This is a genomic window from Tessaracoccus defluvii (assembly GCF_014489575.1).
Taxonomy (GTDB): Bacteria; Actinomycetota; Actinomycetes; order Propionibacteriales; family Propionibacteriaceae; genus Arachnia; species Arachnia defluvii.
In genome coordinates, this window is sequence record NZ_CP060789.1 from 1,052,435 (window position 1) to 1,076,170 (window position 23,736).

19 protein-coding genes and 2 pseudogenes are annotated in these 23,736 nt (G+C 69.6%); 19 read left to right on the plus strand and 2 right to left on the minus strand.

Annotated features, from left to right (window positions below; translation table 11 throughout):
• The first annotated feature begins 61 nt into the window (after window positions 1-61).
• From yajC to H9L22_RS04980, 6 genes are all read left to right on the plus strand, one after another.
• Entirely contained in the window at window positions 62-568 is a 507-nt protein-coding gene (gene yajC, locus H9L22_RS04955) for a preprotein translocase subunit YajC (RefSeq protein WP_187721826.1), read from the plus strand.
• Between the two features lie 81 nt (window positions 569-649).
• Complete coding sequence (gene secD, locus H9L22_RS04960; protein ID WP_187721827.1) at window positions 650-2,155, plus strand: protein translocase subunit SecD; 1,506 nt, start codon at window positions 650-652, stop codon at window positions 2,153-2,155.
• Window positions 2,155-3,279, plus strand: coding sequence for a protein translocase subunit SecF (gene secF / locus H9L22_RS04965; protein ID WP_226966140.1), 1,125 nt, complete (start codon window positions 2,155-2,157; stop codon window positions 3,277-3,279). The genes secD and secF overlap by 1 nt, the downstream gene beginning before the upstream one ends.
• Window positions 3,276-3,821, plus strand: a complete 546-nt coding sequence (locus H9L22_RS04970) for an adenine phosphoribosyltransferase (protein WP_187721829.1) — start codon at window positions 3,276-3,278, stop codon at window positions 3,819-3,821. Before secF ends, H9L22_RS04970 begins: the two co-directional genes overlap by 4 nt.
• A gap of 4 nt (window positions 3,822-3,825) precedes the next feature.
• Window positions 3,826-4,902: a potassium channel family protein gene (locus H9L22_RS04975; RefSeq protein ID WP_187721830.1), complete on the plus strand. Its 1,077-nt coding sequence runs from the start codon at window positions 3,826-3,828 to the stop codon at window positions 4,900-4,902.
• Window positions 4,903-4,929: 27 nt separating this feature from the next.
• Window positions 4,930-7,203 carry a RelA/SpoT family protein gene (locus H9L22_RS04980; RefSeq protein WP_187721831.1) on the plus strand — a complete coding sequence of 758 codons (2,274 nt, stop codon included), beginning with the start codon at window positions 4,930-4,932 and terminating at the stop codon, window positions 7,201-7,203.
• Window positions 7,204-7,266: 63 nt separating this feature from the next.
• Here the strand turns inward: H9L22_RS04980 and H9L22_RS04985 are convergent, their stop codons facing one another.
• Window positions 7,267-8,511 carry a DUF349 domain-containing protein gene (locus tag H9L22_RS04985; RefSeq protein ID WP_187721832.1) on the minus strand — a complete coding sequence of 415 codons (1,245 nt, stop codon included), beginning with the start codon at window positions 8,509-8,511 and terminating at the stop codon, window positions 7,267-7,269.
• A 30-nt stretch (window positions 8,512-8,541) separates the two neighbouring features.
• Between H9L22_RS04985 and H9L22_RS04990 the strand changes: the two genes are divergently transcribed.
• The 3 genes and pseudogenes from H9L22_RS04990 (at window position 8,542) to aspS (ending at window position 12,457) form a co-directional block, all read left to right on the plus strand.
• The gene (locus H9L22_RS04990) at window positions 8,542-9,213 is read left to right on the plus strand and encodes an MBL fold metallo-hydrolase (protein ID WP_187721833.1); all 672 of its coding nucleotides are present in this window, start codon (window positions 8,542-8,544) and stop codon (window positions 9,211-9,213) included.
• A gap of 7 nt (window positions 9,214-9,220) precedes the next feature.
• Window positions 9,221-10,551 (plus strand): annotated as a pseudogene (gene hisS, locus H9L22_RS04995) (histidine--tRNA ligase).
• 97 nt (window positions 10,552-10,648) lie between these two features.
• Complete coding sequence (gene aspS / locus H9L22_RS05000; protein WP_187721834.1) at window positions 10,649-12,457, plus strand: aspartate--tRNA ligase; 1,809 nt, start codon at window positions 10,649-10,651, stop codon at window positions 12,455-12,457.
• A 99-nt stretch (window positions 12,458-12,556) separates the two neighbouring features.
• On the opposite strand, the gene H9L22_RS05005 is transcribed toward aspS, so the two are convergent.
• Window positions 12,557-13,783 carry a multidrug effflux MFS transporter gene (locus H9L22_RS05005; protein ID WP_187721835.1) on the minus strand — a complete coding sequence of 409 codons (1,227 nt, stop codon included), beginning with the start codon at window positions 13,781-13,783 and terminating at the stop codon, window positions 12,557-12,559.
• A 114-nt stretch (window positions 13,784-13,897) separates the two neighbouring features.
• Here H9L22_RS05005 and H9L22_RS05010 point away from each other — a divergent pair, with 114 nt between their 5' ends.
• From H9L22_RS05010 to aroB, 10 genes and pseudogenes are all read left to right on the plus strand, one after another.
• Window positions 13,898-15,268 carry a replication-associated recombination protein A gene (locus H9L22_RS05010; protein ID WP_187721836.1) on the plus strand — a complete coding sequence of 457 codons (1,371 nt, stop codon included), beginning with the start codon at window positions 13,898-13,900 and terminating at the stop codon, window positions 15,266-15,268.
• A gap of 10 nt (window positions 15,269-15,278) precedes the next feature.
• Window positions 15,279-15,653: a DUF948 domain-containing protein gene (locus tag H9L22_RS05015; protein ID WP_187721837.1), complete on the plus strand. Its 375-nt coding sequence runs from the start codon at window positions 15,279-15,281 to the stop codon at window positions 15,651-15,653.
• On the plus strand, window positions 15,650-15,886 hold the full coding sequence (locus H9L22_RS05020) for a hypothetical protein (protein WP_187721838.1): 237 nt from the start codon (window positions 15,650-15,652) through the stop codon (window positions 15,884-15,886). The genes H9L22_RS05015 and H9L22_RS05020 overlap by 4 nt, the downstream gene beginning before the upstream one ends.
• Window positions 15,887-15,911: 25 nt before the next feature.
• A complete protein-coding gene (gene alaS, locus H9L22_RS05025) occupies window positions 15,912-18,563 on the plus strand; it encodes an alanine--tRNA ligase (protein WP_187721839.1) in 2,652 nt (883 codons plus the stop codon).
• Window positions 18,556-19,017 carry a Holliday junction resolvase RuvX gene (ruvX, locus tag H9L22_RS05030; RefSeq protein ID WP_187721840.1) on the plus strand — a complete coding sequence of 154 codons (462 nt, stop codon included), beginning with the start codon at window positions 18,556-18,558 and terminating at the stop codon, window positions 19,015-19,017. Before alaS ends, ruvX begins: the two co-directional genes overlap by 8 nt.
• Entirely contained in the window at window positions 19,014-20,132 is a 1,119-nt protein-coding gene (mltG, locus tag H9L22_RS05035; RefSeq protein WP_187721841.1) for an endolytic transglycosylase MltG, read from the plus strand. Before ruvX ends, mltG begins: the two co-directional genes overlap by 4 nt.
• Complete coding sequence (locus H9L22_RS05040; protein ID WP_187721842.1) at window positions 20,126-20,869, plus strand: shikimate dehydrogenase family protein; 744 nt, start codon at window positions 20,126-20,128, stop codon at window positions 20,867-20,869. Before mltG ends, H9L22_RS05040 begins: the two co-directional genes overlap by 7 nt.
• An 86-nt stretch (window positions 20,870-20,955) precedes the next feature.
• Window positions 20,956-22,148: pseudogene (gene aroC / locus H9L22_RS05045) on the plus strand (chorismate synthase).
• Complete coding sequence (locus H9L22_RS05050) at window positions 22,148-22,645, plus strand: shikimate kinase (RefSeq protein WP_187721843.1); 498 nt, start codon at window positions 22,148-22,150, stop codon at window positions 22,643-22,645. Before aroC ends, H9L22_RS05050 begins: the two are co-directional and overlap by 1 nt.
• The gene (aroB, locus tag H9L22_RS05055) at window positions 22,642-23,715 is read left to right on the plus strand and encodes a 3-dehydroquinate synthase (protein ID WP_187721844.1); all 1,074 of its coding nucleotides are present in this window, start codon (window positions 22,642-22,644) and stop codon (window positions 23,713-23,715) included. The genes H9L22_RS05050 and aroB overlap by 4 nt, the downstream gene beginning before the upstream one ends.
• Window positions 23,716-23,736: the final 21 nt, after the last annotated feature.

A 23,736-nucleotide genomic window follows, 5' to 3' on the forward strand; every position in this document is an offset into this window, starting at 1 on the left:
TCAGCCGATCTGCTCTGCTCCGCTATCCTGAAACACGGCCCGTACTCAAAGGAAACCCGTTATGCCATTTGACCTGATCCTGATGATGGTCGCGCTGTTCGCGATCATGTACTTCCTGATGATCCGCCCGCAGCAGAAGAAGATGAAGGCGGCGCAGGAGATGCAGGCGTCTCTCGGCGTCGGCAGCCGGGTGCTCCTGACCTCCGGCATCTTCGCCACCATCGTGCACTCGGGTACCCGTCAGGTCATCGTCGAGCTGGCCCCCGGTGTCGAGATCACCATCCTCCGCGGCAACATCGCCCGCGAGGTCGCCGCGGATGAGGAGGAGTTCGAGTTCACCGACGATGTCGTCACCGACGAGGCCCTCGTCGACGGTGAGGCCGAGCTGAACACCGACGAGACCTTCGCTCCCGACGAGGCCTTCACTGAGGGCTATTCGGTCGACCCGGCCCAGGAGCTGGCCGCCGACGGCTCAGCCGACGGTGACGCCGAGCAGCAGGCCGCGGAGAATGCCGAAGAGGATCCTGCCGGCTACCAGCCGTGGCAGCGCACGGAGGACACCAAGTAAGTGGCCACCTCCGCCAGACGGGGCCGACCGGGGGTCGTCCTCTCAGTATTCCTCCTCATTATCGTAGGCCTGTACGTCATCATGGCCGCGACGCAGACCTGGACCCCGAAGCTGGGGCTCGACCTGCGTGGCGGCCAGACCATCACGCTCCAGGCCACCAACAGCACCGTCACCGCCGAGCAGATGAACCTCGCGCGCGACATCATCCAGCAGCGCGTCGACGGCCTCGGCGTCGGTGAGGCGAGCGTCACCGTGCAGGGCGAGCGCCACATCGTGGTGTCGGCCCCGAACGTGCACGGAGACGATCTGGTCGAGCTGGTCGGCGCCACCGCCGAACTCAGCTTCCGTCCCGTCCTCGCGTCGACGACGGGCACGGGCAGCGTCGAGGGTGAGATGCCCGGTCTTCCCCGGCCCCTGCCCGAGGGAGCGGACGATCCGGACGACGAGCAGCTGTCGATCGACGACGTCCTCGCCTACCAGGCCACCGCCGACGACTACGCCGCGCTCGAGAGTCACGTGTGCGGCACCGACGTCACCCAGTACCTGACCAGGGCCATCGTCGCCTGCGACCAGGACGGCGTGCAGAAGTACCTGCTCGGCCCTGTCGCCGTGCGCGGCCAGGAACTGGAAACCGCATCGGCCGGCATCCAGCAGGGCGACCTGCAGTACAGCGTCACCCTGAGCCTCAAGTCCGAGGGCACGAGCCAGTTCAGCACGCTGACCAAGGCGCTGCTGACCAGGACGTCGCCCCAGGATCTCTTCGCGATCGTCCTGGACGGCGAGGTCCGCTCCGCGGTCAAGCCGCAGGTGCAGATCAGCAACGGTCAGGCGGTCATCTCCGGAAACTTCACCCCGGAGGACGCGACCTCGCTCGCCAACGTGCTCAAGTACGGCTCGCTGCCGCTCAACTTCGAACACGACCAGGTGGAGACGGTGTCTGCGACGCTCGGCGGCGAGCAGCTGCGTGTCGGCATCATCGCCGGCATCATCGGCCTCGCCGTGGTCGCCCTCTACTCGTTCCTCTACTACCGCGGCATGGGCATCGTCGTCGTGGCCTCCCTCGCAGTGGCCGCCGCCGCCACCTACGCGATGATGGTCCTGCTCGGCACCTCGGTCGGCTGGGCGCTGAGCCTGCCCGGCATCGCCGGCGCCATCGTCGGCATCGCGGTCACAGCGGACTCGTTCATCATCTACTTCGAACGTATCCGCGACGAGATCCGTGACGGCCGCAGCCTCAAGTCGGCGCTCAGCTCCGGCTGGGTCAAGGCCCGCGGCACCATCGTCATCTCGGATGCGGTGTCGCTGCTGTCGGCAGTGGTGCTGTTCCTGTTGGCGATCGGGTCGGTGAAGGGCTTCGCGTTCACGCTCGGCCTGACCACCCTGCTCGACCTCGCCGTGGTGTTCTTCTTCACCAGGCCGCTGGTCGAACTCCTCGGCCGCACCAAGTTCTTCGGCGAGGGCCACAAGTGGTCCGGCCTGGACGCCGCCCACATGGGCGTCACGCAGGACTCGCTGCTCGGCCGCCGATTCCGTAGGTCGAAGACCGCGGACACTCCCGCATCCGCGCCCACCCCGCAGGAGGCATGATGAGCACCGAGAAGAAGGCGAGCATCGCCCACCGGCTGTACACCGGCCAGCTCAGCTACGACTTCAACGGGCACCGCAAGCTGTGGTTCATCGTCTCCGGCGTGATCATCGGCATCAGCCTGCTGCTGCTGCCGTTCCAGGGACTGAACCTGGGCATCGAGTTCCGCGGCGGAACCGACTTCACCGCGCCGATGACCGTCACCGATTCGACGGTGGACAAGGTCCGTGCCGAGATGGATGGTTCCGAGGTCAAGGACCTCGGGACGCAGGTCTTCTCGGTCGGCGAGACCAACATCCGGGTCCAGACCCGCGTGCTGACCACCGAGGAGACCTCGATCGTCCGCGCGGAGGTCGCCGAGATCGCCGACACCGACATCGACTCCGTCACCTACAACGCCATCGGCGCCTCGTGGGGCAAGTCGATCTCGCAGCAGGGCGCCATCGCGCTGGTGGTGTTCCTGGTGCTCGTCATGCTCATGATCGCCATCTACTTCCGTGACGTGAAGATGTCGGTCGCCGCCATCGTCGCGGTGCTGCACGACCTGCTCGTCACCGTCGGCGTCTACGCCGCGCTGGGCTTCACGGTCACGCCGTCGACGGTCATCGGTGTGCTGACGATCCTCGGCTACTCGCTCTACGACACGGTCGTGGTGTTCGACAAGATCCGCGAGAACATCGTCGGCCTGGAGAAGACGAACAAGACGTACTCCGAGCAGGCCAACCTGGCCGTCAACCAGGTGCTGGTGCGTTCGATCAACACGACCATCATCGGCGTCCTGCCTGTGGCGGCGCTGTTCGTCGCCGGTGCCATGCTGCAGAGCGGTCCGCTGGCCGACCTCGGCCTCGCCCTGCTCGTCGGCATGATCGCCGGCGCCTACTCGTCGATCTTCATCGCGGCGCCTCTGCTGTCGCTGATGAAGGAGCGCGAGCCGGCCATGGTCGAGCACCGGGCCCAGATCGAGCGTCGCATCAAGCGCGCCGAGCACAAGGCAGCCGGCCGCACCCTGGCCGCCGCGGAGATCGGCGGCGACGATACGGAGCAGGTGACCCTGGCCGTGTCCGCTGGCGAGCGTCAGCAGCGTCGCACCGCCTCGACGCGGGCGGAACGGAAGGGCCGGAAGTGAACAACGAGTCCCAGGAGCGACGCTCACTGGTCAGCAGCCTCATCGAGGATGTGCCCGACTTCCCGAAGCCTGGAGTGATGTTCAAGGACATCACCCCGCTGCTGGCGTCGGCCCGGGGTTTCCAGGCTGCCGTCACCGAGCTGGTCACCACCGCCCCGCGGCACGTGGACGTGGTGGTCGGGATGGAGGCCCGCGGGTTCATCTTCGCGGCCCCCGTGGCGCTGGCCTTGGGGGCGGGCTTCGTCCCCGTCCGCAAACCGGGCAAGCTGCCCGGCGACACCATCAGCCACTCCTTCGAGCTGGAGTACGGCCACGAGACTCTCACCATGCACCGGGACGCGATCCGTCCCGGCGCCCGGGTGATGGTCATCGACGACGTGCTGGCCACGGGCGGCACCATCGGTGCCACCGCGGAACTCATCCGTGAGCTGGGGGCCGAGCTGGCCCAGGTCAGCGTCGTCATGGAGCTGGCCTTCCTCGACGGTCGTGCGCGACTCGCTGAGCGTGGCATCGACAACTGCACGGCACTGGTGACAGTCTGAGCCCATGGCCAAGCTGCAACCAGGGGGCCGGGGTGGCCTTCTGTCGATGGTCAGCCTTCCCCGGATCTCGTCATCGCCGTTCAAGGAGCTCGCCCGTCGGGGCGCCATCGCCCTGGGGCTGCTGCTGACGACGACGCTGCTGGTCTACGTCGATCGCGCCGCCTACAGCGACAACACCGCCGGGGACGGCATCTCGTTCATCGACGCGCTCTACTACGCGACGGTCACCGTGACCACCACGGGATACGGTGACATCACGCCCGTGGCGACGCACGCCCGGCTGATCAACGCCCTGCTGATCACGCCTCTGCGTATCGCCTTCCTGGTGGTGCTCGTCGGCACGACCATCGAGGTGCTGGCCAATCAGGGCAGCCGCAGCATCCGGGACAGTTTCTGGAGGAGGAAGATGCGCAACCACGTGGTGGTCATCGGCTACGGCACGAAGGGCCGCAGCGCCGTCAACACCCTGCGTCGCCAGGGGGTCTCCTCGGAGCGGATCGTCGTCATCGACGACAAGCCCGGCGCGATCGAGGACGCCAACTTCGACGGCCTGGCCGCGTTCCAGGGCGACGCCACCCGGCGCGATCTGCTGCGGCGGGCCGAGATCAGCAAGGCGAGACAGGTGATCATCTGTCTGGACCGGGACGACGCGGCGATCCTGACCACGCTGACCGTGCGCCAGCTGAACCCCACGGCCGGGGTCACCGTGGCCGTGCGGGAACAGGACAACGTCACCCTGGTGCGCCAGTCCGGCGCGTCGTCGGTCATCACGAGCTCCGAGACCGTGGGCCGCCTCCTCGGTCTCTCCGCGATCGGCCCCGAACTGGGCACGATCATGCAGGACATGCTCACCGGCGGTGAGGGGCTCGAGGTACACCAGCGGCTGGCCACAGCCGAGGAGGTCGGGCAGCCGCCGTCGGCCGTGACGGGGGAGCGGGTCATCGGTCTCGTCCGCAACGGGACGCTGCGGAGGTTCTACGACCAGACCGCCACCCGCGTGGAGGTCGGCGACGAGCTCATCGTGGTCAGGCGGGCGCAGGCCCCGACCGCGAAGGACATCCAGCGGGCGCTGGCCGACTAGGGCTTCCACGCACACTACACTCGACGCATGTCGGAAGAAGGTCTCGGAGGTGCGGCCCGGTTGGTGACCGGGCCGGAACAGCCGCGGCTGCGCATGCGGCACCGCTTGGCGCGGCTCGGCGCGGTGCGTTCGAAGTCGGCGGTCCTGGACCCCCTGTTCCGCATCGTCCGGTCGAACCACCCGAAGGCCGACACGGCACTGCTCGAGCGGGCCTATCGCATCGCCGAGCGCTACCACGAGGGGCAGACCCGCAAGTCGGGTGATCCGTACATCACGCATCCGCTCGCCGTCGCGACGATCCTGGCGGAGCTGGGCATGACGGAGCCGGTGCTGGTGGCGGCGCTGCTGCACGACACCGTCGAGGACACGCCCTACACGCTGGAGCAGCTGCGGGCCGACTTCTCCGACGAGGTTGCGCACATGGTCGACGGCGTGACCAAGCTCGACAAACTGACCTACGGGGAGACGGCCAAGGCGGAGACCATCCGCAAGATGATCATGGCCACCAGCGAGGAGGTCCGCGTCCTCGTCATCAAGCTGGCCGACCGGCTGCACAACATGCGCACCATCGGCTACCTGCGGCAGGACAAGCAGGTCCGCATCGCCACCGAGACGCTCAACATCTTCGCCCCGCTGGCCCACCGGCTGGGCATGAACACGATCAAGTGGGAGTTGGAGGACCTGTCCTTCGCCACGATCGAGCCGAAGGTCTACGGCGAGATCGCCGACATGGTCGCCCAGCAGGCCCCCGGCCGCGAACGCTACCTGCGGGAACTGATCGCCGAATTCCAGGGCATGCTGGCGGAGGCGAAGATCCAGGCCACCGTCTACGGCCGGCCGAAGCACTACTACTCGATCTACCAGAAGATGATGGTCCGCGGCCGCGATTTCCGCGACATCTACGACCTCATCGGGCTGCGTGTTCTCGTGAACGACATCAAGGACTGCTACGCGGTCCTCGGCGTCGCGCACGCGGGCTGGAAGCCGATCCCAGGCCGGTTCAAGGACTACATCGCCGGGCCGAAGTTCAACATGTACCAGTCGCTGCACACCACGGTGCTGGGCGCCAACAACGAGCCGGTCGAGTTCCAGATCCGCACGCACGAGATGCACCGGCGCGCTGAGTACGGTGTCGCGGCCCACTGGAAGTACAAGGAGGATCTCCGCGCCGGCGTCACCGCCGAGGATGCGGGCCTCAAGGCCATGCATCAGCTCGGCGTCATGAGCAAGGAGACCGAGGACCCCAGCGAGTTCCTCGACTCCGTGCTGTTCGAGATCAACTCCGACGAGATCTACGTCTTCACCCCGAAGGGCGAGGTGATGGCCCTGCCCGTCGGCGCCACCCCGGTCGACTTCGCCTTCGCCGTCCACACAGAGGTCGGGTTCCGCACCATCGGCGCCCGCGTCAACGGACGGCTCGTGTCGCTGAGCACCAAGCTGCAGCAGGGGGACAAGGTCGAGATCCTCACCTCGAAGGCCGAGGGTGCGGGGCCGAGCCGCGACTGGCTGAGCTTCGTCGTCTCGAGCCGCGCCAGGCAGAAGATCCGGCAGCACTTCTCGCGGGAGCGCCGCGACGAGGCGTTGGAACACGGCAAGGAGATCCTGGCCAAGGATCTGCGCCGCACCGGGGTGCCCATGCAGCGGCTGCTGACGCTCGAGAACCTGACGGCGGTGGCCAACGAGCTGGGCCAGAAGGATGTCCCGGGGCTCTACGTGGCCCTCGGCGAGGCGCAGATCAGCGCCCAGTCGGTCGTCGAGAAGCTCGTCCAGCTGCACGGCGGCGAGGAGGAGACGGTCGACACCGTCACCGAGGACGTCGTGGTGCGGCAGCGACGCCGTCCGGTCCAGGACGGCGCACACGTGCTCGTCGACGGGTCGGACTCGATGGTCGCCAAGTTCGCCAAGTGCTGCTATCCGCTGCCCGGCGACGACATCATCGGCTTCGTGACCAAGGGCGACGGCGTCTCCGTCCATCGGGCGGACTGCAGCAACGCCCCGGCGTTGCGGAAGGAGCCGGAACGGCTCGTCCCCGTGGAGTGGGCCGACATGGAGGCCGGCTCCAGCTTCGTCGTCACCATCCAGATCGAGGGCATCGACAGGGCCCGGCTGCTGTCGGACGTGTCGTCGACCCTGTCGGAGGAGCACCTCGACATCCTGTCGGTCAACATCCAGACCACGCGGCAGCGGCAGTTCCGGGGCCGGTTCACCTTCGAGTCGGCCGACCCCACGCACCTGCAGCACGTCATCAACCAGATCCGCCGGGTGCCGGGCGTCTACGACGCCTACCGCATCTCCGGCTGAACCACCTCAGGGCATGGAAGAGGCGGCCGCATCCCGGGGGATGCGGCCGCCTCTACTCGTCGGTCAGGCCGTGAACTCGGCCAGTGTGGTGCGGGCCTGGTCCAGCCAGCTGGTGTAGGTGTCGATCGACCTGGACGCGTCGCGGACACCGCGGCTGTCGCCGGCCGCCTCTGCCTTGGCCAGGTCGGCCTGCAGCTTGGCGATCTGGGTCTCGAACATCGCGACGGTGTCCTCGGCCCGGCGGCGGGCCTCCGGATCGGTGCGGCGCCACTCCTCGGCCTCCATGTCGGCGACCTTGGAGGAGATGGCGCGGACGCGCTGGTCGAGGTCACGCATGGCGCCCCGCGGCACGTGTCCCAGAGACTCGAACTTGGCGAGGAACTCTCGGTGGATCGACTTGGCCTGTTCGACGTCCGTGACGCCCTCGAGGTCCGCGGTCACCTGATCGACCAGCTCCTGCTTCGCGGCCAGGTTCTCCGACTGCTCACCGTCCATGGCGTTCTGCGACGCGGTGCGCGCGTTGAAGAACTCGTCCTGGATGGCGCGGAAGCGTGTCCACAGCGCATCGTCCTCGGCCCGGCGGGCGCTGCCCGCGGCCTTCCAACGGGCCATGAGGTCCCGGAAGGCGGCCGAGGTGGCGCCCCAGTCGGTCGAGGCGGCGAGCGGCTCGGCCTCGGCGATGATCTGTTCCTTGAGGGACTTCGAGGAGTCCCGACGCTGGTTCAGATCGGCGAAGTGGGCCTTGCGACGGCGTGTGTACTGCGTGCGTGCCGAGGAGAACCGGTGCCACAACTCGTTGTCGGTGGGGCGGTCGATGCGCGGCAGCGCCTTCCACTCCTCGAGCAGGGTGCGGAAGCGGTCCACGCCTCCGCGCCAGTCGTTGCCGGCCGCCAGCGTCTCCGCCTCGGTGACCATGGCCTCCTTGGCGGCCTGCGTCGCGGCATTCTGCTCGGCCCGGGCGGCCTTGCGTGCCTCGATCTGGGCCGGGAGCCGGTCCGAGAGGGCGTCGAGCCGCGTCACCAGCGACTCGAGGTCTCCGACGGCGTTCGCGTCGACCACGTTGCCGCGCACGGCGGCGATGGCGGTCTTCGCCTCGTCGGGGGACAATGCCTGGGCCGAGACGCGGGATTCCAGCAGCGAGACCTCGGCGGCGAGGTTCTCGAACCGTCTCACGTAGAAGGCCAGGGCTTCTTCCGGGGTGGAGTCGGGGATCTGCCCGACGCTTCGTTCAGTGCCACCCGAGATGACGTAGACCGTGCCGTCGGGATCGACGCGGCCGAAGTCGGCGGGCGCTTGCGATTCGCTCATGCCATTAATCTAGCGGGATAGGGTGGCCGAGTGCTCATCAGGACCATCACCGCGTCGCCGTGGCAGTCGAACTGTTATCTGATCGTGTCCGACGAGGACGCCACGCAGTGCATCGTCGTCGATCCCGGCATCACGGCAGCGCCGCTCGTGACGGCGGAACTGGAGGCCAGGGGATGGGCCCCCGTGGCGTTCTTCGGGACGCACGGACACATCGACCATGTCGGTGACGCCGGCATTCTCGCCGAGCGGTACGGCGTGCCCCTGTATCTTGCGGCGCCCGACCAGCATCTGCTGACGGACCCGGCAGCCGGCCTTGATCCCGGCAACGCGGGGGCGCTGCGTTCGCTGCTTCCCGGCGTCCAGCTGCAGGCCGTCGAGGACGTGCGCGACCTGACCGGCCCCGTCGCGGCGGCCGGCCTGACGGTGACCCCTGTCCCTGCGCCGGGGCACACGGAAGGCTCCACGCTGTTGCGGGTCACCTCCGCCGACGCGGAGGTCGTCTTCACCGGCGACGTGCTCTTCGCGGGCACCATCGGGCGCACCGACATGCCCGGCGGTAGCATGAACGCGATGCGCAGCACCCTGCGGATGATTCCGCAGGCGATCGATCCGGAGGTTGCCCTGCTTCCCGGCCACGGCGGGCACACCACCCTCGCGGTCGAGCTGACATCGAACCCGTACCTGCAAGCCGACCGTCTGTGAGATCCACGTGCCCCGCCCCAAGCCCCTCAGCGGATTCCCCGAGTTCCTGCCCGCCGGCCGCCTGATCGAGAACACCGTCCTCGACATCGTGCGCGGCACGTTCGAGCTGCACGGGTTCGCGCCGATCGAGACCCGCGCCGTCGAGCCGCTCGACCAGCTCTCCCGCAAGGGGAGATCGACAAGGAGATCTACGTCGTCCGTCGGCTGCACGCCGACGGCGCCGACCCCGATGAGCTCGGCCTGCACTTCGACCTGACCGTGCCTTTCGCCCGCTACGTGCTGGAGCACGCCGGCCACCTCGCCTTCCCGTTCCGCCGCTACCAGATCCAGAAGGTCTGGCGCGGCGAACGCCCGCAGGAGGGCCGGTACCGCGAGTTCACGCAGGCCGACATCGACATCGTCGGCCAGGACCAGCTCGCCGCCCACCACGACGTCGAGATCCCGCTCGTCGCCCTCGACGTGTTCGAGAAGCTGCACCGGGACCTCGGCCTGCCGCCCGTGACGCTGCACGTGAACAACAGGAAGCTGGCCGAGGGCTTCTACCGGGGGCTCGGGATCGAGGAGCCCGCGGCGGTCCTGCAGCGGGTCGACAAGTACGACAAGATCGGCCCCGAGGCCGTCGTCGAGCTGCTGACGGGCGAGGTCGGCCTCAGCCGGACCCAGGCCGACGCCTGCGTCGCGCTCGCCGGGATCTCCGCCCGCGACGAGTCCTTCGTCGACCAGGTGGCCTCGCTCGGCGTCTCGCACGAGCTGCTCGACGAGGGCCTGGGCGAACTGTCCGCGCTCATCTCGACGGCGAACCGCACCGTCGCCGGCCGGGTGCTGGCGGACATGAAGATCGCCCGCGGACTCGACTACTACACCGGCACCGTCTACGAGACGTTGCTGAACGGCTCCGAGAAGCTCGGCTCCGTCGCCTCGGGCGGCCGGTACGACTCGCTCGCGTCCGACGGCAAGGTGACCTTCCCCGGCGTCGGCTACTCGTTCGGCATCACGCGCATCCTGGCGCCGCTCATCGGCAAGGGCCGCATCGTGGCCAGCCGCAGCGTCCCCAGCGCCGTCCTGGTCGCCGTCGACAACGAGGAGACCCGAGCCGCGGCCATCGAGACGGCCGCCCGGCTGCGGGCCCGCGGCATCGCCGTCGAGGTGGCGCCGAAGGCCGACAAGTTCGGCCGCCAGATCCGTTTCGCGGAGCGCCGTGGCATCCCGTTCGTCTGGTTCGGGGCCGGCCACGACGACTCGGTCAAGGACATCCGCAGCGGCGAACAGGTGCCCGCCTCCGCCGACGCCTGGATGCCTCCCGCCGAGGATCTGCGGGTCACGGTCGGGCCCGCCTGACCCGGGCTCCCGCCGATGCGACGCGGCGGGAGTGTCACGGTAGAGTCGGAACCCGCTGGGCTGCACCGTCTATGCAGCCCTTCTGGAAAGGAATACCGTGATCCGTTCTCACGAAGCCGGAGAGCTGCGAGCCTCGCACGTCGGCCAGGAAGTCGTCCTCGCCGGGTGGGTGGCCAAGCGCCGCGACCATGGGGGTGTCGCCTTCATCGATCTGCGCGACGCGTCTGGCATCTGCCAGGTCGTCGTCCGTGACGAGTACCTGGTCTCCGCAGGCATCCACGATCTGCGCAACGAGTTCTGCATCAAGGTCACGGGCGCCGTCGACGCCCGGACGCCTGAGAACGTGAACCCCAACATCCCGACGGGTGAGGTCGAGGTCGCCATCCGCGAGCTGGAGGTGCTCAACCCCGCAGCGCCGCTGCCGTTCCAGATCGACGAGCGCACCACCGTCGGCGAGGAGGCCCGCCTCCGCTACCGCTACCTCGATCTGCGTCGGCCGCGTCAGCACGAGGCGCTCGTGCTCCGCTCGAAGGTGACCCACACCATCCGCCAGGTCCTGGACCAGCACAACTTCTACGACATCGAGACCCCGACGCTGACGCGCTCGACCCCCGAGGGCGCACGCGACTTCATCGTCCCCGCCCGCCTGCACCCGGGCAAGTGGTACGCCCTGCCGCAGAGCCCGCAGCTGTTCAAGCAGCTGCTCATGGTCGGCGGCATGGAGCGCTACTACCAGATCGCGCGCTGCTACCGCGACGAGGACTTCCGCGCCGACCGGCAGCCGGAGTTCACCCAGCTCGACATCGAGATGAGCTTCGTCGACCAGGACGACGTCATCGCGCTCGCCGAGAAGGTCATGGCCGCCTGCTGGCAGCTGATCGGCGTGGAGATGCCGACGCCCCTGCCGCGGATGACGTGGCACGACGCCATGGACAACTACGGCTCGGACAAGCCCGACCTGCGCTTCGATCTGAAGATCCGCGAACTGACCGAGTTCTTCAAGGACACCCCGTTCCGTGTCTTCCAGGCCCCCTATGTGGGAGGCGTGGTCATGCCCGGCGGCGCATCGCTGCCGCGGCGTCAGTTCGACGCCTGGCAGGAGTGGGCCAAGCAGCGCGGCGCCAAGGGGCTCGCCTACATCACGGTCGGTGAGGACGGCACGCTCGGCGGGCCCGTCGCCAAGAACATCACGGAGGCCGAGCGCGACGGCATCGCCGCGGTCATGGACGCCAAGCCCGGCGATGCCATCTTCTTCGGCGCCGGCGCCCGCGAGGCGTCGCAGGAGCTCCTCGGCGCCGCGCGCCTCGAGATCGGACGCCGCACCGGTCTGATCGACGAGAACGCTTGGAGCTTCCTCTGGGTCGTCGACGCTCCGATGTTCAAGTCGACCGCCGACGCGCAGGCCTCGGGTGACGTGGCGCTGGGTCACGGCAAGTGGACCGCGGTCCACCACGCGTTCACGTCCCCGAAGCCCGAGTCGATGGACACCTTCGACACGGATCCCGGCTCGGCGCTCAGCTACGGCTACGACTTCGTCTGCAACGGCAACGAGGTGGGCGGCGGCTCGATCCGTATCCACCGGCGCGACGTGCAGGAGCGGGTGCTGGCGGTCATGGGTATCTCCGAGGACGAGGCGCAGGAGCAGTTCGGCTTCCTGATCGATGCCTTCCAGTTCGGCGCCCCGCCGCACGGCGGCATCGCGTTCGGCCTCGACCGACTCGTGATGCTGCTGGGTGGCTTCGACACGATCCGCGACGTCATCGCCTTCCCGAAGAGCGGTGGCGGGTTCGACCCGCTGACCGAGGCGCCGGCGGCCATCACGCCGCAGCAGCGCAAGGAGGCCGGCGTCGACGCCAAGCCGGAGCCCAAGGACGACGCGGCCGCGGCGGCACCAGCCACGAGCTGATCCCTCCCGGCGCAGCGCGAGCGCCCGATCCCGATTCCCACCCGCGACACGCGGGTCGGGCTTCAGGAGCGGGCGCTCGTCGGCTTTCCGGGGCCGGCCTCAGGTCAGCGCGCCGCGGGGGAGCGTGCGGGGCCGCAGCACCAGCCACAGTGCCGCGGTGGCGAGCACGGCGCAGATCAGCATTGCGGTGCCCATCGGCACTGCGCTCGTCATGGGGACCAGACCGATCAGCGGACCGACCAGCGAGCCCACGATCTGGGACGAGGCGCCCATGAGGGAGGCGGCCGTCCCGGACCGCTCCTTGTGGTTCTGCAGCACCAGCAGCTGCGTGCAGGGCGCGGACGAGCCGAACCCGAATGTGAACAGGAACAGGGCAGGCACGAGCGGGATGTGGCCGACGTCGGCGGCGTGGACCGCCAGCACGCCCAGCGACGCGGCGATCATCAGGGTGGTCGAGATGACCAGCACCCACTGCGCCCCGTAGCGCTGGGCCGCACGGCTGCCGAGCTGCACGCCGATGAAGACGCCGAACGAGCAGATCGCGAAGACGGTGCCGAAACCGCGCACGGTGAGGCCGTACACCTCCTGCAGCAGCACCGAGGAGCTCGACACGTAGGCGAACAGCCCGCCGAAGGAGAACGCGGCGACCATCATGGCGCCGGCCGCGACCCGGTCCTTCGCGACGACACCGAAGCCACGGGCGAGCGAGCGGACGCCGCCTGTGGTGCGCGCAGCGGGGGGCCGTGTCTCGACGGTCATGAGGCTGACGAGCAGCACGATGATCAGCCCGTAGCCGGCCAACGCCCAGAAGACGCCACGCCACGGCATGAAGCTCACCATCCACGAGCCGACGATCGGGGCGATGATGGGCGCCAGGCCGGAGATCAGCGCCAGCCTCGACAGCATCACGACCAGCGGCTTGCCGCTGAACAGGTCGCGCGTCATGGCCATGGCGACGACCGCGCCGCCTGCCGCCCCGACGCCCTGGAGAGCGCGCATGACGATGAGGAACTCGACGCTGCCGGCGAGCGCCACCATGACCGAGGAGATGACGTGCAGGCTCGAGCAGAGGATCAGCGGCAGCCGCCGCCCGAAGCGGTCGCTCAGAGTGCCGACGAACAGCTGGCCCATGGCGAACCCGAGCGTGGTGGCGGACAGGGTGACCTGGACCGCGGAGTCGGTCAGCGACCACTCCTGCTTCAGCACGGGGAAGGCCGGCAGGTACAGGTCGATGGTGAAGGGGCCCAGCCCGGTCAGGAGGCCCAGCGTGACGATGATGGCGATGCGACGGCGGCGCGAGAACTGGCGCCCGAGATCGGTTTCCATGGAGAGGACACCCACAAATTAGTAGTGCGCAGAGACAATTGCTCATGATATTCCCGGATTCAACCAACGCCAACGCGGCGCACCGGTCGTGGCCGGTCCGGGTACAGTGACGGCGTGTCGTTCGACCTCTTCGGCAACCTTGATCCCGAGCCACCCCAGCGGGGCGGTTCGCTGAGCGACTCCACGAACCCGCAGGCACCGCTCGCCGTGCGCCTACGCCCCCGGAGCCTCGACGAGATCGTCGGCCAGCAGCACCTGCTGGCTCCCGGCTCGCCGCTGCGACGGCTGGCGGACGGGCAGCCGATGTCCGTGTTCCTGTGGGGGCCTCCCGGCGTGGGGAAGACGACGATCGCCTCGGTCGTCTCGCAGGCCACGCAGCGGCGGTTCGTGGAGCTCTCGGCCGTCACCGCGGGCGTCAAAGAGGTGCGTGCCGAACTCGAGGAGGCCCGGCGCCAGTTGGCCAGGGGCCGCGACACGGTGCTGTTCGTCGACGAGGTCCACCGCTTCTCGAAGGCGCAGCAGGACGTCCTTCTGCCCGCCGTCGAGAACCGGCTCGTCACCCTGATCGCCGCCACGACGGAGAATCCCTCGTTCTCGGTGATCTCGCCCCTGTTGTCCCGCTCGCTCCTGCTGCGGCTCCAGCCGCTCACCACCGACGACCTCCGGGCCCTCCTGGAGCGCGCGCTCGCCGACGAGCGCGGGCTGCGCACGCCCGCGGGGGACCTGTTCACCCTCGACGGCGATGCCGCGGACATGATCCTCAGGCTGGCCGGGGGAGACGCCCGGAGGGCGTTGACGTACCTCGAGGAGTCCGCGGCCGCGACCGCCGCCGTCGGCGGGACGGCGATCGACGCGAAGGCGGTCGAGTCCTCGGCCGACCGCGCCGCCGTCCGCTACGACAAGGACGGCGACCAGCACTACGACATCATCTCCGCGTTCATCAAGTCGGTGCGCGGCTCCGATGTCGACGCTGCGCTCCACTATCTGGCCCGGATGCTGGAGGCGGGGGAGGACCCCCGGTTCATCGCCCGCCGGCTCATGATCTCGGCCTCGGAGGATGTCGGCATGGCCGCCAACGGCGTCCTGCAGACCTGCGTCGCCGCCGCGCAGGCCGTGCAGCTGCTGGGCATGCCGGAGGCCCGCATCACCCTCGGCCACGCCACCGTCGCGGCGGCCACCGCACCGAAGTCGAACGCGGCCCACGTCGCGCTCGAGGACGCCATCGCCGATGTCCGCTCCGGCAAGGGCGGGCTCGTCCCGCCCCACCTGCGGGACGCGCACTACGCGGGCGCCGAGAAGCTCGGCCATGGCAAGGGGTACAAGTATCCGCACGACTATCCCCACTCCGTCGTGGCGCAGACCTACCTGCCGGACGATCTCGTCGGGACGCGCTACTACCGGCCCACCGACAACGGCCAGGAGGCCCTGATCGCGGAGCGGGTGACGGCGCTGCGGCAACTCATGGACCCCGGGACCGTCGGCTAGAGTTACGCCCATGACTGTTGGAGAGATCGCGGGCCTCATCGCGGCCATCGCGGCGTGCGTCCTCGTCGCGCTCGCGGCCGTGCCCCTGCTCAAGCTCGGCCGGGTCCTCGACGAGCTGCGGCTCGCCGTGCGTGACGTCGGCCACAACTCCGTGCCGATCCTCCAGGAGCTCAAGTCCACCGTCGTCGCCACCAACGACGAGCTCGCCAAGCTCAGCGTGGTCACCGAGGACGCGAGCCGCGTCTCTGGCCATGCCACGGTCGTCTCGGAGAACGCGGCCCAGCTGTCGACGCTGTTCGCCACCACGCTGGGTGGTCCCCTCGTCAAGACGGCGGCCTTCACGTACGGCGTGCGCAAGGCCTTCAAGGGACGGAACGGCAAGTGAGGAACTTCTTCTGGATCCTCGTCGGCGCGGGGATCGCCGTCTTCGTCGTGCTACGCGGCAAGGAACTCCTGCATCGCCTGACCCCCGCCGGCGTCGCCCAGCAGGTCGAGAAGCGAGGGCACGCGGCTGCCTCGAGCTTCGGCGACTTCGTGGCGACCTTCCGCACGGCCATGGCCCAGCGCGAGGACGAACTGCGTCGCGAACTGAACCTCACCACCACTGACAACGACTGAACACCACCACAAGGGATCCACACGCATGAAGACCTCCGACATCCGGAGCCGGTTTATTGACTTCTTCGCGAAGCACGGGCACGCGGTCGTGCCCAGCGCCTCGCTGCTGTACAACGACCCGACGCTGTTGTTCGTCAACGCCGGCATGGTGCCGTTCAAGCCCTACTTCCTGGGTGACGAGGCCGCCCCGTACAAGCGGGCCGTCTCCGCGCAGAAGTGCGTGCGCACCCTCGACATCGACGAGGTCGGCAAGACCACCCGCCACGGCACGTTCTTCCAGATGCTCGGCAACTTCGCGTTCGCCGACTACTTCAAGGCCGAGGCGATCTCCTTCGCGTGGGAGCTCGTCACCGGCGCAGAGGCCGACGGCGGCCTGGGCTTCGACCCGGAGCTCGTCTGGGTCACCGCGCTGAAGGGCGACCAGGAGACCATCGACCTGTGGCAGCGCGTCGGCATCCCGCGGGAGCGGATCCAGGAGCGTGGTCTGAAGGACAACTACTGGCACATGGGCGTCCCCGGCCCCGGCGGCCCCTGCTCCGAGATCTACATCGACCGTGGCCCCGCGTTCGGCGCCGACGGCGGCCCCGAGGCCGACGAGGACCGCTTCCTGGAGATCTGGAACCTGGTCTTCCAGCAGGAGGAGCTGTCGTCGGTCCGGGCCAAGGACGACTTCGATGTGCTGCGCCCGCTGCCCAGCCGCAACATCGACACCGGCGCCGGCCTGGAACGCATCGCGCTGCTCAAGCAGGGCGTCGCGAACATGTACGAGATTGACGAGGTGTACCCCGTCATCGGCAAGGCCTCGGAGCTGTCCGGCAGGCGCTACGGCGCTGACCCGACCGACGACGTGCGCTTCCGCGTCGTCGCCGACCACGTCCGCTCCTCGCTGATGCTGATGACCGACGGCGTCACGCCCGGCAACGAGGCCCGCGGCTACGTGCTGCGCCGCCTGCTGCGACGCGTCATCCGTGCGATGCGGCTGCTGGGCGTCACCCAGCCCGTGCTCGGCGAGCTGCTCCCCGTGTCCCGCGATCTGATGCGCGCCTCCTACCCGGAGATCGACCAGAGCTGGGAGCGGGTCATCGCCTCAGCGACCGCGGAGGAGGAGACCTTCCGGCGCACCCTGCAGTCGGGCACGGCGATGTTCGACACCGCCGTCGGCGCCATGCGCGCGGGTGACACGGCGGTTCTGCCCGGCGACAAGGCCTTCCAGCTGCACGACACGTTCGGCTTCCCGATCGACCTGACCATGGAGATGGCCGCGGAGGCCGGGCTGAGCGTGGACCGCGCCAAGTTCGATGAGCTCATGCGCGAGCAGAAGGACCGGGCCCGCGCCGACGCGAAGGCGAAGAAGGGCGGGGCCACCAGCCACGAGGCCTACCGTTCCCTGCGCGACGCCGGCGAGGTTCCGTTCCTCGGCTACACCGACCTGGACCTGGCGACGAAGGTGCGCGGCATCGTCGTCGACGGCCGCCTCGTCGACCGGGCACCCGACGGCTCCACCGTCGAGTTGGTGCTCGAGGAGACCCCGTTCTATGCCGAGTCCGGCGGCCAGGACGCCGACCGCGGCCTCATCGCGGGCGACGGCTTCAGCCTGCAGGTCATCGACGTGCAGCGCCCGGTGCCGGGGCTCGTCGTGCACCGCGTCGAGGTGCTCGGAGAGGTGCCGGTCGGCGCCACCGTCGACGCCCGGGTCGACGGGGTCGCGCGCCACGCGTCGTCCCAGGCCCACACGGCGACACACATCGTGCACGCAGCGCTCCGCGAGTTGGTCGGCCCCACTGCGACGCAGGCCGGCTCCTACAACAAGCCCGGCTACCTCCGCTTCGACTTCGCGGCGACGCATGGCCTTTCGACCCAGCTGAAGTCCGAGATCGAGGCGCGTGCCAACCAGGCGATCATCGACAACTTCCAGGTGACCGCGCAGCAGATGCCGCTGGAGGAGGCCAAGGCGCTCGGCGCGATGGCGATGTTCGGCGAGAAGTATCCGCCTGTCGTGCGCATGGTCGAGCTCGCGGGCCCCTGGTCGCGCGAGCTCTGCGGCGGCACGCACGTGGGCAGCACCGCGGAGATCGGTGTCCTGAACCTGCTGAGCGAGTCGTCGATCGGCTCGGGCGTCCGGCGGGTGGAGGCCCTCGTCAGCACGGATGCGTTCGCGAAGTTCGCGGCTGAGCGGGCGCTGGTCACCGAGCTGACCGACACCCTGCGCGTGCAGCCCGACCAGCTCGTCGGCCGGATCGAGCGGCTGCTCACGCAGCTCAAGGATGCCGAGAAGCAGATCGCGGCCCTCAACACCGAGAAGCTTCTGTCCGGAGCGGCCGCGTTGGCCGAGCAGGCGATCGACGTGGCGGGCGTCCGCTTCCTCGGGCTCGAGGTGCCCGGCGTGGCCGGCGGTGAGCTGCGCACCCTTGCGCTCGACCTGCGGGAGCGGCTCGGCTCCGCCGCCGGTGTCGTCGCGCTCGTCGGGGGCGCGGAGAAGCCGATGGCGATCGTCGCGACCAACGACGCAGCCCGCGGGCTCGGGCTCCGGGCGGGGCAGCTCATCTCGCTGGCGTGCTCCGCGCTCGGCGGCAAGGGCGGCGGCAAGGACGACCTCGCCCAGGGCGGCGGCACGGACGCTTCCGCGGCCCCCGCAGCGCTGGCCGCGGTCCGCCAGGCCCTGGAACCGCGTGGCTGACGGGCCACGCCTCGGCATCGACTGGGGCAAGGCGCGCATCGGGGTGGCGGCGGCCAACCGTGGCACCTCCTTCGCCTATCCGGTGGAGACGGTGCCCGCCGGGCCGACGGAACTCGACCGGCTCGGCGCCCTCGTGGCCGAGTACGAGCCGGGCGTCGTCTACGTCGGGCTACCGCTCACCCTCGCGGGAGGGCGTGCCCTGGCCGCCGAGTTCGTGGCGGCCAAGGCCGCGGCGCTCGCCACGCTCATCGCGCCGGTGCCGGTGCGACTCGTCGACGAGCGGATGAGCACAGTGACGGCATCGCGTAGCCTGGGAGCAGCCGGGCGCCGCGCGAAGCAGCAGCGCGGGATCATCGATCAGGCGGCCGCCGTCGAGATCCTGCAGAGGGCGCTCGACGCCGAGGAACGGGACGGCGGCCCTGCTGGGGAGCCGGCTCTCAAGGAGGATGCATGAGCCCCGCGTTCAGCGACAACGACAATCGCCTGGACTGGCGCAAGATCGGCTATCACGCGCGCAGCGCCTTCGCCGTGTTGCTGTCGCTGAGCGTCCTCATCGGGGGAGGCTGGTTCATCTACTCGAAGGCCAACGACGCCTACATCGCGTGGCGTACCGCCGACGACTACATGGGGGAGGGCAACGGCGAGAGCGTCGAGGTGCTGATCCCGTCCGGTCCCAGCCCGACGCAGGTCGGCGACCTACTCACGGAGGCCGGCGTCGTGAAGTCCACCAAGACGTTCCGCAAGGTCGCCATCGAGTCGGGCAAGTGGGCCCAGCTGAAGGCCGGCCGTTACAAGCTGATCAAGGAGATCCCGGCGGAGACGGCGCTCGACATGCTGATGGACTCCACCAACCTGCAGATTCTGTGGGTGCTTTTCCCTGAAGGGACGACGAACCAGGAGCAGGTGAAGATCATGGCAAAGGACACGTCGCTGCCCGAGGCCGACATCGCCGCGGCCCTGGCTGACGTGGAGTCCCTGAAGCTCCCCGCCTACGCCGCTGGTGACCCCGAGGGTTACCTCTTCCCGTCCCGCTACCAGGTCGCAGAGCCGCCGAGCGCGACGGCCGTCCTGCAGACCCAGGTGCGCCAGTTCCAGAAGGTCGCCGAGAGCCTGGGGCTCGAGGGCCGGGCCGCCGAGCTCAGCATCAGCCCGCACAACGTGGTCACCGTCGCTTCGATCATCGCGGCGGAGGTGGCGAAGCCCGAGGACCAGCCGATGGTGGCTGCGGTCATCTACAACCGCATCAACCAGGGCATGAAGCTGGAGATGGACTCGACCGTCCACTACGCCATCGGGGACTTCAGCACCGTCACGACGACCGCGGAGCAGCGTGCGACCGAGTCGCCCTACAACACCTACCTGAACACTGGGCTGCCCCCTGGTGCCATCAGCAACCCGGGTGAGTCGGCCCTCAAGGCCGCCCTCTATCCCGCCGACACCGATGCGCTGTTCTTCGTCACCGTCGACCTCGACACCGGCGAGACGAAGTTCGCTGCCACGCTCGAGGAACACAACGCCAACGTGGCCCAGTTCCAGCAGTGGTGCCAGGCCAACAAGGGACGGTGCTGAGGCACTGCGCGGTGATCGGCGATCCGGCCGCTCACTCGCTCTCGCCCGCCATCCACCGCGCCGGCTACGCCGTCAACGGCCTCGACATCGACTACGAGGCGTGCACCGTCGCTCCTGCAGACCTGGACAGGTTCGTCGCCGACCGGGTCTCTGACCCGACCTGGGTCGGGCTCAGCGTGACGGCGCCGCACAAGGAGGCGATCGTCGCCCTCGGGGATCCGGACGAACCGACCCGCCTGGTGGGCGGGGGCAACACCATGGTGTTCGGCGAGGGCCGCCCGCGGATCCACAACACGGACGTGCCCGGCTTCGGCGTCGCGTGGCGGGCGCACGGACTTGCCGCCCCGCGCAGCGCCGCGATCCTCGGCAACGGCGCGACCGCCCGCTCGATCGTCCTCGCGCTGGCCGGGCTGGGTACCCGCGACGTCGTCGTCCTGGCCCGCCGTCCCGAGCGCGCCGTCGGACTCGTCGAACTCGCCACCCTGCTGGGGCTCCGGGCCGAGGTCCGAACCCTGGGCGAGGCTCCGGGGACGGTGGACCTGGTGGCCAGCACCATCCCGGTCGCCGCGGCCGCGCCCCACGCCGCGGCGCTGGCGGCGGCCGCAGGCGCCGTCTTCGACGTCGTCTACGATCCGTGGCCGACCCCGTTGACGGGGCTGCCGCCGACGCCGGCATCCCCGTGCTCAGCGGGCTCGACCTGCTCGCGGGCCAGGCCGTCGATCAGTTCTTCCTGCTGACGGGGGCCCGCGTCACCTTCGACGCCTGCCTCTCGGCTGCCGGTCGCGAACTGAAGAGGCGTGCCGCGCTCTGACACAATGGCGCAATGCTTCGATACCTGACCGCCGGTGAGTCCCACGGGCAAGCGCTGATCGCCACGATGGAGGGCATCCCCGCCCACGTCCGCGTGGGGGTCGAGGAGATCGCCGAGAACCTGCGCCGCCGTCGGCTGGGCGTCGGACGAGGGGCCCGGATGAAGTTCGAGGCCGACGAGGTGACGCTGCTCGGCGGGTTCCGCCACGGGGAGACGCTGGGATCGCCGATCGCGATCCAGGTCGGCAACACCGAATGGCCGAAGTGGCAGCAGGTGATGGCACCCGGCGAGGTCGACCAGGCCGAGCTGGAGGCGTCCGCCCGCAACGCCAAGCTGACCAGACCCCGCCCGGGCCACGCAGACCTGGCCGGCATGCAGAAGTACGACTTCGACGAGGCCCGCCCGATCCTGGAGCGCGCCTCCGCCCGCGAGACCGCCGCCCGCGTCGCGCTCGGGACCGTGGCCCAGGCGTTCCTGCGCCAGGCCGTCGGCGTCACGGTGCTCAGCCACGTCGTCGAGTTCGGGCCAGTGAGGGCCAGCAGGGCCACGCTGCCCACGATCGATGATCTCCCCGCCATCGACGCCGACCCGGCGCGCTGCTTCGACCCGGAGGCCTCCGCGCTGATGCAGGCGGAGGTCGAGGCGTGCCGCCGCGACGGTGACACCCTCGGCGGCGTCGTCGAGGTCGTCGTCTGGGGGCTGCCTCCCGGCCTCGGCTCGCACATCCAGGGCGACCGTCGGCTCGACGCGCGGCTCGCGGGAGCGCTCATGGGCATCCAGGCCATCAAGGGCGTCGAGGTCGGCGACGGTTTCGAGCTGGCCCGCACCCGAGGGTCGCTGGCCCATGACGAGATCGTGCCCGGCGACGGGGCATCCGCCGCGCCTCCCACCGCTCCGGCGGCACCGAGGGCGGCATGTCGACAGGCGAGGTGCTGCGGGTCCGCGCGGCCATGAAGCCCATCGCGACGGTGCCGCGCGCGCTGCGCACCGTCGACACGACCACCGGCGAAGCCGCCCAGGCGCACCATCAGCGCTCCGACGTGACGGCCGTGCCGGCCGCCGGCGTCGTCGCCGAGGCCATGGCCGCGCTGGTGCTCGCCGAGGCAGTGCTCGAGAAGTTCGGTGGCGACTCCGTCGCCGAGACCCGGCGCAACTGCGAGGCCTACCTCGCCGACGTCGCCTCCCGCGGACTGGAGATCGGTTGATGACCATCGTGCTCATGGGCGCCCCCGGGGCAGGCAAGTCCACCGTCGGCAGGCGGATGGCGCGCAAGCTCGGCGCCACGTTCGTCGACGTCGACCAGCGCATCGAGGAGGTCGAGGGCAAGCCCGTGTCCGAGATCTTCGCCGACGAGGGCGAGGCGTACTTCCGTGCCCTCGAGCAGGAGGCGACGATCGAACTCCTCGGCGCCTACGACGTCGTGTCGCTCGGCGGGGGAGCGGTGATGAACCCCGCAATCCGGGAGGCCCTGGCCGGCCACGAGGTCATCTGGCTGAAGGTCTCGGCCGGGCAGGCCAGCCGCCGCGTCGGCCTCAACACCGTCCGTCCGCTGCTGCTGGGCAACACCCGCAGCCGCCTCGTGGAACTGCTCCGCGAGCGCACGCCCATCTACGAGTCGCTCGCCACGCAGATCGTCGACACCGACGGCCGCGGCAGCTCCGAGGTGGCCGACCAGCTCGTCGCTGAGAGGACGAGGCAGTGAGCGTCCGGGTCGAGTCGGCGCTCGGACCCTACGACGTCCACATCGAGCCCGGCGCGCTGAGCCGGCTGCCCGGCCTGGTCGCCGGGGCGTCGCGGGTCGCCGTCATCCATCCGGCCGCGCTGGCCAGGCTCGCGTCCGCCGCGGTCGCCGACCTGGGCGTGCCGGCCACGCTGATCCCCGTCCCGGATGCGGAGGCCGCCAAGACTCCCGCGGTGCTGACGCACTGTTGGGAGGCACTGGCAGAGGCCGGCTTCACCCGCAACGACGTGGTCGTCGGGCTCGGTGGCGGCACTGCCACCGATCTCTCCGGGTTCGTCGCGGCCAGCTGGCTGCGCGGTGTGGCCTACGTCTCGGTACCGACGTCGGTGCTCGGCATGGTCGACGCCGCGGTGGGAGGCAAGACCGGCATCAACCTCGCAGCGGGCAAGAACCTCGTCGGCGCCTTCTATGAGCCGCGCGCCGTCCTGTGCGACCTGGCGCTGCTCGACTCGCTGCCGGCTGCCGAGGTCGCCTCGGGGCTCGCCGAGGTCATCAAGTGCGGCTTCATCGCCGATCCGGCGATCCTCGATCTGGCCACGACCGACCTGGCCGACTGCCTCGATGTGACCGGCGACCGGTTCGCCGAGCTCGTCACCAGGGCCGTCCAGGTGAAGGCGACCGTCGTAGCCGCCGACCTGACGGAGCGGACGTCGTCCGGCGACCGCGTCGGCCGGGAGGCCCTCAACTACGGACACACGCTGGGCCATGCCGTCGAGAAGCACGCGGGGTTCACCTGGCGGCACGGCCAGGCCATCAGCGTGGGCATGGCGTGGATGGCCCGGGTCTCCAAGGAACTGCTCGGCCTCGACGGCGACGTGGTGGCCTTGCACGACGAGCTCCTCGGCGGTTTGGGGCTGCCGCTGCGCTACCCGGCGGCGTACCGCGAGTTGCGGCCCATCATGTCGCTGGACAAGAAGGCCCGTGGCGACGCGCTGCGGCTCGTCGGTCTCCGCGGCGTCGGCGAGGTCACGATCCTCGCCGAGCCGGACGAGACGGTCCTGGCGGACTGCTACGCGGCGCTGAGAGGCTGAGGGCCGCCAGCCCCTCAGCGC